This is a genomic window from Actinophytocola xinjiangensis (genome assembly GCF_001921215.1).
Taxonomy (GTDB): Bacteria; Actinomycetota; Actinomycetes; order Mycobacteriales; family Pseudonocardiaceae; genus Actinophytocola; species Actinophytocola xinjiangensis.
Genome location: NZ_MSIF01000022.1, coordinates 145,813 through 156,648, shown reverse-complemented (window position 1 = coordinate 156,648; position 10,836 = coordinate 145,813). Strand labels below are relative to the sequence as shown.

Here is a 10,836-nt window from a genome sequence, read left to right as displayed (position 1 = left end):
GGCGATCAGCTCGGCGGCCGAGGTGAGCAGGGTGAGGCTGCCGGTGGCCAGCGTCCGGCGGCCCCGCGCCATGGCCGCGCCGGCGCGGCGGTCCAGCGCGAGCGCGACGGCCGGTGCACCCAGTCCGGCCGCCGCGGCCGCGATGACGAGCGTGATCGCCGCCGCCGGCAGGATCGCCAGCTGGACGAGCACGGCCGCCACGATCACCAGCCCCGCCGTCAGCGGCGGGGTGAGCACGCGGGGGGTGAGGTCGCGCACGGTGTCCACGTCGTGGGCCAGGCCGTCGGCGCGCTGGGCCGGACGCAGCCGGCGCCACAGCCGCACCCGGTGCTCACCGGCCGCGCGGAACGCGGCGTCATGGGTGACCAGGCGTTCGGCGTAGCGCAGGACCGCCCGGCCGAGGCCGAACGCGCGGACGCCGACGACCGCGACCGACAGCGTGAGGATCGGCGGCTGCTGGGAGGCCTTGGCGATCAGCCAGGCCGAGGTGACGGTCAGCGCCACCCCGGCGATCAGCGCCGCCGCGCCCAGTGCCGCGCCGGCCAGCAGCCGGGGCGTGAGCAGGGTCCGCAGGCGGGCCCGGCCGGTGCCGGCGGGAACCTCGACCGTCTCCCTGACCGCCCGCCCCACGACGTCCACCGCGGGCTCCGCGGTGTGGTGGCTGGCGACCACCACCGCCGCGCCGGCCCGCGCCGCGCGCTCCACGGCGGCCATCACCCGGCCGGCGGTCACCGGATCCAGGTGCGCGGTCGGCTCGTCGAGCAGCAGTAGCGTCGCGCCACGGCGAACCCGCAGCAGCGCGCGGGCCACCGCGACCCGCTGCCGCTCGCCCGCCGACAGGCCGCCCGCCGGGCGGTCCGCCAGATGCTCGGCGGCCACCTCGGCCAGCACCGCCCGCGCCTGCCCGGGATCGGCGTCGGCGGCCTGGCGCAGCTCGGCCAGCACCGTCGGCGCGGTGAGCGTCGGATGCTGCGGGACCCAGGCGACGGTCGCCAGCCAGGCCCGAGGGTCGAGGGTGTGCAGCGGGACACCGGCGACCTCGACCGTGCCGGCCGTGGGCGTCACATAGCCCAGCAGGACCGCCAGCGCCGTCGACTTCCCCGTGCCGCTGGGCGAGCGCAGGTACGTGACCTGCCCTGGGCGGGCGGTGAACGACAGCCCGGCCGGCGCGTCGACCTCGCGGCGGCGCACCCGCAGGCCGCTGACCACGACCTCGCCCCGGGGCGGCGGCGTGGTCGGCACCGGGGCGGGCACCGGAAGTTCGGCGACCCGGCGGGCCGCCTCCAGCCCGTCCTGCGCGGCGTGGTGCGCGGCGCCCGCGGCCCGCAGCGGCGCATAGCACTCCGGGGCGAGCAGCAGCACGAACAGGCCGACCCACAGCCCGAGATCCCCGGACACCAGACGCACGCCGATGATCACGGCGACCAGCGCCACCGACAGCGTCGCGATCAGCTCCAGCACCAGCGCCGAGGCGAACGCCACCCGCAGGGTGTCCATCGTGGACCGCCGGTGGGCGTCGGAGACCGCGCGGACCACCCCCGCCTGCGCGGGCGCCCGACCGAACGCGGTGAGCACCGGCAGCGCCCTGACCAGCTCCAGGAACCGGCCGGACAGCCGCGCCGTCGAGTCGGCGGCCGCCGCCACCCGGTCGCGGGTGTGCAGACCGACCAGCGCGGCGAACACCGGCACCAGCGGCAACGTCAACGCCACGACCACCGCCGATGGCCAGTCGGCCACCAGCAGCGCCGCGCCCACCCCCAACGGCAGCACCGCCACGTTGACCAGCGCCGGCAGATAGCCGGTGAAGTACTCGTCCAGCGCGTCCAGGCCCCGGGTCGCCACGGTCGTCAACCGCGCCGGACCGGCCGCGACGATCCACTCCGGACCGGCGGCCAACGCCCGGTCGGTCAGCGTGGACCGCAGCTCCTCCTTCGCGCCGGCCGCCGCGCGGGCCGCCACCACCTGGGTCGCCCAGCCCAGCACCGCCCGGGCAACCACCGCGCCGGCCAGCAGCGCCAGCCGACCGGCGACCGGCTCCCCCGTGCCGCCCACCACCCCCGCCAGCAGCGTCGCCACCGCGAAGGCCTGCACGACCAGGGCCACCGCGTGCCCGGCCGCCAGCACCGCGCAGCCGGCCAGCGCCCGGCGGGTCACCCCCGACACCACCAGCCTCACGGCGCGTGCACCTCCGGGATGTGCCGGGTGCCGATGCGGCGGCGGAACACCCAGTACGTCCAGCCCTGGTAGACCAGCACCGCCGGCGTGCCGAACGCGGCCACCCAGGTCATCACCGTCAGCGTGTACGGGCTCGACGCGGTGTCGGCGATCGTCAGCGAGAACGCCGGGTCCACTGTGGAGGGAAGGACGTTCGGGTACAGCGCGCCGAACCAGGTCGCGACGGTGCCCGCGATCACCACCCCCAGCGCGGCGAACGCCTGCCCCTCCCGGCCGGCGGCCAACCGCAGCCAGCCCAGGACCGCGGCCAGCGCCGCCAACCCCAGCGGCACCAGCGTCCAGCCAGACCCCTCGCGCACCTGCACCACCGCCAGCGTCGCCGCCAGCGGGGCCAGCGCCACCGGCGCGACCCGCAGCGCCAGCCGCCGCGCCCGCTCCCGCACCTCGCCCTCGGTCTTGAGCGCGAGGAACACCGCGCCGTGCAGCAACGCGAACCCGGCCACGCCCAGCGCCCCGACCAGCGTCTCCCACCGCAGCGCGGCGAACGCCGAGCCGACCCGGTCGCCCCGGGCGTCCAGCGGCAGCCCCAGCACGTTCCACGACAGCAGCAGCCCCACACCCAGCGCCGCCACCGCCGAGCCGCCGGTGATCACCGTGTCCCACAGCGCCCGCCAGCGCGCCGAGTCGATCTTCCCCCGGTACTCGAAGGCCACGCCGCGCCCGATCAACGCCAGCAGCACCAGCAACAGCGGCAGGTAGGCGGCGCTGAACAGGCCCGCGTACCAGCCGGGGAACGCCGCGAACGTCGCCCCGGCGGCGACGATCAGCCACACCTCGTTGCCGTCCCACACCGGGCCGATGGTGTTCACCAGCACCCGCCTGGTCCGCTCGTCGCGGCCGAGCACACGCAGCAGCATGCCGACCCCGAAGTCGAACCCCTCCAGGAACAGGTAACCCAGCCACAGCACGGCGATCAGCACGAACCACAGCGTCGCGAGATCCATCACGAACTCCCGGCTCAGTAGGCGAACGACAGCACGTCGTCGTCCTTGTCGTCCTTTGTGGATTCATCCTCGGGCGGCAGCACGGCGTCGACCCCGCCGCGCACGTAACGCCGGATCAGCACCACCTCGACCACCGCCAGCAGCCCGTAGACCAGCGTCAACGCGATCAGCGAACCGAGGACCTCGCCGACGGTCAGCCCCGACACCGCCTGCGCGGTGAACATCCACACACCGTCCACACCGGTCGGATTGGGTGCCACCACGAACGGCTGGCGGCCCATCTCGGTGAAGATCCAGCCGAAGCTGTTGCCCAGGAACGGGGTGGCGATCGCGGCCAGCGCCAGCCGGGGGAACCACCGCGTTCGCGGCACCCGCCCGCGTCGGGTCACCCACCACGCCAGCACCCCCACGGCGGCCCCGATCGCCCCGAAGCCGATCATCAGCCGGAAACCCCAGTAGGTGACCGGCAGGTTCGGCACGTAGTCGATCGGCTGGCCCGACAGCTCACCGAGCCGCTCGTCGACCGGGTAGAACTCGCCGTAGCGCTCGCGGTACTGCTCGACCAGGTCGTTGACGCCGAGCACCTCCGAGTCGAGATCCCCGTTGGCCAGGAACGACAACAGCGCCGGCACGGTGATCGACTTGACGTTCTCGCAGTCCGGGCTGGACACGTCACCCACGGCGAACACCGAGAACCCGGCCGGCTGCTCGGTGTGGCACAACGCCTCCGCCGACGCCATCTTCATCGGCTGCTGCTCGAACATCAACCGCGACTGCAGATCCCCGCTGACCGCCAGCCCCGCGAAGGCCACCACCCCGACCAGCGTCCCCAGCCGCAGCGAGGCGCGCCACACGTCACTGTCTTTCGTGGAGCCGTCCTTCGCGGAGCCGTCCTTCGTTGACCTCCACAGGTGCCAGGCGGCGATACCCACCAGGAACGCGCCGGCCACCGCGAACGCCCCCGCGACGGCGTGCGGGAACGCGGCCAGCACCGTCGAGTTCCCCAACACCTCCCAGATCGAGGTCAGCCGGGGCCGCCCGTCCACCATCTCCACCCCGACCGGGTGCTGCATCCACGAGTTCGCCGCCAGGATGAAGTACGCCGACACCACGGTGGCCAGCGAGAACGCCCACACACAGGCCAGATGAACCCGCTTCGACAACCGATCCCACCCGAAGATCCACAACCCGAGGAAGGTCGACTCGACGAAGAACGCGATCAGCCCCTCCATCGCCAGCGGCGCCCCGAACACGTCCCCGACGAAGCGGGAGTACTCACTCCACGCCATCCCGAACTGGAACTCCTGGACGATCCCGGTGACCACCCCCATCGCGAAGTTGATCAGCAGCAGCTTGCCCCAGAACTTCGTCATCGCCAGATAACGCCGGTTGCCGGTGCGCACCCAGGCCGTCTGCATGCAGGCGACCAACACCGACAGGCCGATCGTCAACGGCACCATCAGGAAGTGGTAGACGGTCGTGATGCCGAACTGCCACCGCGCGAGGTCGAGTACGTCCACAACCACCACCCTGGTGCGCCCCCGGCAGGGCCGCCAGCGCTGGCGGTCCCGGTAACGGCGGGACCAAGGTCCCGCCGAACCTGGCAGCCCGGGCACCGCCGGGAGGACACTGGAGTGGTGAGCACGCTGACCGAGACCCGTCGGCCGATCCAGCCCGGCACCCGGCTGTGGGAGGAAACCGGCCTGATCACGTTCTCGCTGACCACCGGCGCCGCGTTCGCCCTGCAGGTCATGCACCCGTCGGTCGGCGCCGTCGTCGGCGAACACTCGGTGTTCCGCACCGACGCCGTCGGCCGCGCCCGACGCAGCATCGCCTCCGTCATGACCTGGGTGTACGGCGGCCAGGACGCACTGAGCGAGGCCGACCGGTTACGCACCATGCACGCCCCCCTGACCACCACCGCCCCCGACGGCGTCCGGCACCGGGCGCTCGCGTCCGGCCCGTGGGCGTGGATCCTGCTGACCGCGCCCTACGCGTACAGCACCGGCGCGCGCTACTTCTCCCGCCACCCCCTGACCCCGGCCGACGCCGAGGCGTTCTACGCCGAACTACGCCAACTCATGCGCAACCTGCACGTGGCGGAGAAGGAGATCCCGCCGACCTACACCGCCTACCAGGCAAAATTCGACGACATGCTGGCCAACACGCTGGTCGCCCACCCCACGGTCTACGAGTTCCTCCACGCCAGCCGCCGAATCCCACCGCCGCCGGCCCTGCCGGCAGCGCTGCGCCCACTGTGGCGAGCGGCCACGGCCCTGCCCGGGCGGGTCCAGCACTTCGTCACCGTCGGCACCCTGCCCGAACCGGCCCGACAGATCCTGGGCCTGACCTGGACCGACCGGGACGAGCGACGCCTGCGGCGGCTGGGCAGGGTGGTCGCGACCGTGGTCCCGCTGCTGCCCGAACGCCTGCGCTACTTCCCGATCGCCTACGAGGCCCGGCGGGTGGAACGCGCCAAGGGCGCCCTACGCCGCGCCCTCGACCGCCGCCCCCGCTGACACCCGCCCCTTCCACTCGCTCCCCCAGTTGTCCACAGCCCCACCGACAACCGCCGTACCCGCCCCTCCCCCGAATAGAATGGCCTTGAGGGGTGCCCCCGGGAGGGTGGGGGTTTGTGTACGGGGTCTGTCGACGGCGGTTTGATGGCGGGGTTGATGGCGGGGTTGATGGCGGGGTTGATGGCGTGTCCGGCCTCTGTGCTGGGCGAACTGTGGTGCCGGGTCAGCGGGCCGCGCCGCACGGACCGGCGACGCCCGCCCCAGCACGCCAGGGCTGTGTCGCGGGCGCGGCCGCTTCGGTCACCATGACGCCTTCTTGGCTTCTGCTGCCAGTGGTATCCGACCGTCCGGAAGTCCGGGCACCGTTCGTTCGACGACCGTGCTGACGAAGCCGGGCCTCGTCAGCCGTTGACGGTGGCGAGGTCCCAGAACAGGAGGCGGCCGGTGTGGTCGCCGGCGGCGACCGTGGTGCCGTCGGGGCTGATGGCGAGGCTGGTGATCTCGCCGTCGGCGAAGCCGGTGAGGTGGGCGAGGAGTTCGACGCCGGAGTCGGTGACCCGCAGGAGGTTGACCCGCTGGCGTTCTGGCACGGCGACCAGGTCGCCGTCCTCGTGGATCACCGGGGAGACGTAGCTGGCGGCGGGGGTGTCCAGGGACATCGTGGCCAGGCGTTCGCGGCGGGGCAGGTTCCAGAACTCCAGTTCGCGGGGGATGCCGGCGCTGTCGCGGGCGGCGCCGCCGACCAGCAGGGTCGCGTCGGCGCTCAACGCCACCGGGGTGTTGAGCTCGTCGAACCGGTCGACGGCGCGGACGGTCGTGGCGTTCCAGACGATCACGTGGCTGTCGCCGTCGAGGCCCACCTGCAGGACGGCGGCGACCAGGTCGCCCGCGGCGTTGCTGCCGATGGCCTCGATCGGGCCGGGCGCGCGGACGGAGCGGCGCAGGCTCGGGGTGGTGGAATTCCATTGCTGGAGCCGCCCGGAACTGCTTCCGCCGACCGCCGCGTCCGTTCCCGGGCGCCAGAACATCGAGGTCAGGTCACCGGCGAAGAACGTGCCGAACTCGTGATAGTCGGTCATGTTCCAGAACCGGACCTCGGAATCGTAGGTGCCGGTGACGAGAGTTTTCCCGTCGGGGCTGAACATTGCCGGGTAGCCGGCATCCGGCAATACCTTGATCGACGCCAGACTGTTCGCGTCCCAGATTCTGGTGGTGGAGTCGAACACCTCGTTCCCGGAGGTCACCACAAACCGTCCGTCGGGGCTGTAATCTATTTCTGCCACCCCAAGGGAACCGAAGTGACCGGTATCGAGAACGACCGGTTCGCCCAGTACCGGGGTTTTCGTCACGGATTCCACGGCGGGGACCTCGGTGATTCCGGCGAGCGGCGCCGACGCCGGGGTGAACACCGCCACGCAGGCCGCGACGACCGCCGCCCGCAGCACCGTCTTGCGCCACCGGGCCGGCCCGGCGCCGACCACATCGTGGCGTCGGCGGGGACGCGCGGGGCGCGCGGCGATGTCGGTGCGGCGCAACTGGTTGAGCAGTTCGAAGGCGAACGCCGCCGCGTGCGCGGCGGCCACCGGCTGCCAGTACCGGTCGGCATCGGCGTTCTTGTCGGTGAGCAGGTCGGAGATCCCCCGGACGATCAGCGGCTCGACCCCGGCATTGACATACGCGCCGTACAGAAAACCGTGCCCCTCCATCTCCACGGCGACCGCGTCGTCGCAAAACCGGTCGACGAGTTCGGCCACCGGGGAACCCTCGTGCGCGATGACCTTGGCCCCGGCCACCACCGGTTTGACGATCGCCACCGGCGTGACATCGCCGCGGTGGCGAATACGCCGCGACCACTCCCCCTGCCGGACAATCGCGTTCGACCGCTGCACCAGCCGGTGCGACGACGCGTAGGACCTCGTCCGGGGAATGTAGCCGTATTCGGTGTCCTTCCCGGACTCGTAGTCGTACACCCAGTTCGCGATGACGACATCACCGAGGCCGACGTCCTTGCGGCCACCGGCCACCCCGACGAAGAACACCACCTGCGGCGCGAACACCGAAATGGCCCGTTCCAGCTCGACACCGGCCGAGGTGTTTCCGGCGCCGGTCTCCACCAGCACGATTTTCCAGGTGTCCAGTTCGCCGACAAACGTGCCGGCCTCGTACAGCGTGCCGCGTTCTTCGTGTTCGACCAGCGTGCCGTCGAGATGTTCGCGAACGGCCCGGTATTCCATCGGAAGAGCAGTGCAGATCACCACGACAGGGTTATCACGCCGGAACCCGCGGGACACGACACAAAGATACCGGAATGCCTCCGCGACACCACCGGCGGGGAAATTCAGCGCAGCGCGTCGGCCACCGAGGCGGCCGCGGCGACCACCTTCGGACCCACCGTCGGCCCGTCCAACTCGTGGAAGGTGATCACCCCGACGCTGGCCCGCAGCCCCGGGATCCCGCGCACCGGCGCCGCGATCCCGGACGCGCCCGACTGCAGCTCACCGGCGGTGGCGATCCAGCCGGGGTCCTCGTCGCGCAGCCCGATGGCCTTGCCGGCAGCGCCCCGGCGCAGCGAATGCCGGGTGCCCACCCGGTAGGCCACGTGGTAGGTCGTCCACGACGGCTCGGTCACCGCGATGGCCTGCGCCTCGTCCCCGTCGGCCACCGTCAGGTGGGCGGTGGCGCCGACCGCCTCGGCCAGCTCCCGCAGCGCCGGCATGGCCGCCAGCCGCAGCTGCGGGGTGACCCGCGCGGCCAGCCGCAGCAACCCCAGGCCGAGCCGGACCTTCGACCCGTCCCGGCGCACCAGCCCGCGTTCGGCCAGCGGCACCAGCAGCCGGTACACCGCCGCGCGGCTCGCGCCGATGGCCGTCGCCAGTTCGCTGATCGTCGGCGCCTCCGACTCCGCGTCGGCCACCGCCTGCAGCAGCGCCAGACCCCGGTCCAGGGTCAGCGACGACTCCCGCCCGGCGGCGGCCGGCGGACGCTGGCCGCCGGCGCGCTGGGACGGCGTGATCGGTCGGATCGGTCGGGACACCGTCAGTCCTCGGCCGCCGGGAGGACCGTGCCGGCGACCTCCGCGAGGCCCACGACCGATCCGTCCTCGCCGGGCGCCGACGCGCTGATCACCACCGTGTCACCGTCCTCCAGGAAGGTCCTGGTCACGCCGTCGGCCAGGGTGATCTGGTCACGCCCGCCCCAGGACAGCTCCAGGAAGCAGCCGCGCTGGTCGCGTTCGGCGCCGGAGACCGTGCCGGAGGCGAACAGGTCACCCGGACGCACGGTGGCGCCGTTGACGGTCATGTGGGCCAGCTGCTGGGCGCACGAGTAGGCCATGTCGGCGAACTGCGGGCGGGCGACGACCGTGCCGTTCCAGGACACCGACAGCCGCAGGTCCAGGCCCCACGGGGAGTCCTCGACCAGGTAGGGCAGGCGGGGGTGGCCGGGGTCGGGCACCGCGACCCTGGCGACGGCCAGCGCGTCCAGCGGCGTCACCCAGGCCGAGACCGAGGTGGCGAACGACTTGCCGAGGAACGGGCCGAGCGGCTGGTACTCCCAGCCCTGGATGTCGCGCGCGGACCAGTCGTTGACCAGCACGACACCGAAGATGTGGTCGGCGACGTCGGAGGTCTTCACCCGCCGGGACACCGGGCCGCCGCAGACGAAGCCGACCTCGGCCTCGACGTCGAGCCGCCCGGTCGGCCCGAAGTGCGGCAGCGGGTTGCCGCGCCGCTGCCCGTGCGGGCGGACCACGTCGGTGCCGGAGACCACGACCGTGCCGGAGCGGCCGTGGTAGCCGACCGGCAGGTGGGTCCAGTTCGGCAGCAGCGGCTCGCCGTCGGGGCGCATGATCCGGCCGACGTTCTCCGCGTGGTGGCGCGAGCAGTAGAAGTCGACGTAGTCGCCGACGGTGAACGGCAGCGGGGTGCGCACCTGCGTCAGCGGCACCAGCCGCGCGTTCCCGGGCGTGGCCGACGCGCCGACCAGGTCCATCAGCCGTGACCGCAGCTCGCTCCACTCGGTGCGGGTCGCGGCCAGCAGCGGGTCCAGCGAAGCGCCGGTGACCAGCTCGGCCACGTCCCCGAGGTGGTCGGCGACCGTGTGCAGCGGCAGCGCGTGGTCCCCCACCCGCACCGCGACCCGAGGCCCGGACCCGTCGTCGACGACCCCATAGGGAAGCGTTTGCGGCCCGAAGGGCTGGTCAGCCGCGAAAGCCGGATCGTGAACCCAACTCACAGCAAACCCAACTCCTCGAGGTCGTTGACCGGGTCGGTCAGCGAGCAGGAGCCGTAGGAGGCGAACATGCTGCGCACGGCCAGCTGCTCGTCCTCGCTCAGGTGCTGGGCCTCGGTGGCCAGCGCCTTGCCGTCGGTGGTCTCCAGGGCCTCGTGGACCCCGGGGCCGACGCCGCCGGCGATCAGCCGCGCGGTGGCGATCAGCAGGTTGAGGAAGCCGTGGTGGGTGAACCCGGTCTCCTCGTCGACGTGCCGCACGGCGTTGTGCAGGCCGGCGGTGGCCTTGAACGACGCGTTGCCCTCGTTGATCACCCCGAGGAAGTCGGCCACCTCGGTCACGCTCGGGAAGTTCTGCTGGGAGACGCCGCCGCAGCGGATCTTGGGCCAGCTGCCGTGCTCGATCACCCGGCGCAGGCCGTCCAGCCAGCCGGCACCGCCGCGCCGGGGTTCGATCACCCGGATCACGTCCTCCGGCACGAACTCGGAGACCCGCTCCAGCCACACCTCGTCCACATCGGACGGTGCGGGCATCTCGACCATGCGCAGCGCCAGCAGCTCCGCGCGCGATTCGACGATCGACAGCGCCTTGGGCACACCTCCCAGCCCGGTGTCGATGACCAGCGACAACTCCACCGGTCTGGGCGGTTTCACCTTGATCAGGTCGGTGATCAGCTCCGGCAGCCGGGAAGCTGGGCAGAGGAACAGACCGACCAGATCAGACCGGTTGTTCGTTCTGCCGTCCAGATGCAGGCGGATCGCGTCCGGCATCGGGGCGTTGCCGGGCGGGAACAGTGCGGCGTCGTCGACGAGTCGCGCGAGTAGGGGAGGAACATCGCGTTGACCTTGCGGGGGCACGGGTGCGGCGCTTGACACGGCTGACACGCTAGTAGCGTACCGGCAACTGAA

Annotated in this window: 8 protein-coding genes; 1 reads left to right on the top strand and 7 read right to left on the bottom strand. The window is 72.5% G+C overall.

The annotated features are described in order from the left end of the window. The 3 genes from cydD to BLA60_RS32675 all read right to left on the bottom strand — a co-directional run. Nucleotides 1-2,175: thiol reductant ABC exporter subunit CydD (cydD, locus tag BLA60_RS32685; RefSeq protein ID WP_075136885.1), on the bottom strand; the 2,175-nt coding region annotated here is incomplete at its 3' end. Then, nucleotides 2,172-3,179, bottom strand: coding sequence for a cytochrome d ubiquinol oxidase subunit II (gene cydB / locus BLA60_RS32680; RefSeq protein ID WP_075136884.1), 1,008 nt, complete (start codon nucleotides 3,177-3,179; stop codon nucleotides 2,172-2,174). The genes cydB and cydD, both read right to left, overlap by 4 nt. Before the next feature lie 14 nt (nucleotides 3,180-3,193). Further along, nucleotides 3,194-4,699 carry a cytochrome ubiquinol oxidase subunit I gene (locus BLA60_RS32675; RefSeq protein WP_075136883.1) on the bottom strand — a complete coding sequence of 502 codons (1,506 nt, stop codon included), beginning with the start codon at nucleotides 4,697-4,699 and terminating at the stop codon, nucleotides 3,194-3,196. A 117-nt stretch (nucleotides 4,700-4,816) separates the two neighbouring features. Here BLA60_RS32675 and BLA60_RS32670 point away from each other — a divergent pair, with 117 nt between their 5' ends. Beyond that, a complete protein-coding gene (locus BLA60_RS32670; protein WP_211288921.1) occupies nucleotides 4,817-5,698 on the top strand; it encodes an oxygenase MpaB family protein in 882 nt (293 codons plus the stop codon). Nucleotides 5,699-6,099: 401 nt separating this feature from the next. Here the strand turns inward: BLA60_RS32670 and BLA60_RS32665 are convergent, their stop codons facing one another. The 4 genes from BLA60_RS32665 to BLA60_RS32650 are packed head-to-tail and all read right to left on the bottom strand — an operon-like array spanning nucleotide 6,100 to nucleotide 10,803. Further along, nucleotides 6,100-7,989, bottom strand: coding sequence for a phosphorylase family protein (locus tag BLA60_RS32665; RefSeq protein ID WP_154814772.1), 1,890 nt, complete (start codon nucleotides 7,987-7,989; stop codon nucleotides 6,100-6,102). A gap of 47 nt (nucleotides 7,990-8,036) precedes the next feature. Further along, on the bottom strand, nucleotides 8,037-8,711 hold the full coding sequence (locus BLA60_RS32660; RefSeq protein ID WP_075136909.1) for a helix-turn-helix domain-containing protein: 675 nt from the start codon (nucleotides 8,709-8,711) through the stop codon (nucleotides 8,037-8,039). A 23-nt stretch (nucleotides 8,712-8,734) separates the two neighbouring features. Further along, entirely contained in the window at nucleotides 8,735-9,931 is a 1,197-nt protein-coding gene (gene fahA / locus BLA60_RS32655) for a fumarylacetoacetase (RefSeq protein ID WP_075136880.1), read from the bottom strand. After that, nucleotides 9,928-10,803 (bottom strand): hypothetical protein, encoded by an 876-nt coding sequence (locus BLA60_RS32650; protein ID WP_281257495.1) that lies wholly within the window; start codon nucleotides 10,801-10,803, stop codon nucleotides 9,928-9,930. The genes fahA and BLA60_RS32650 overlap by 4 nt, the downstream gene beginning before the upstream one ends. Between the last annotated feature and the right edge of the window lie 33 nt (nucleotides 10,804-10,836).

Excerpts from the sequence above, each read along its gene's own strand:
- cydB (WP_075136884.1), bottom strand. The coding sequence starts at position 3,179 with ATGGATCTCGCGACGCTGTGGTTCGTGCTGATCGCCGTGCTGTGGCTG.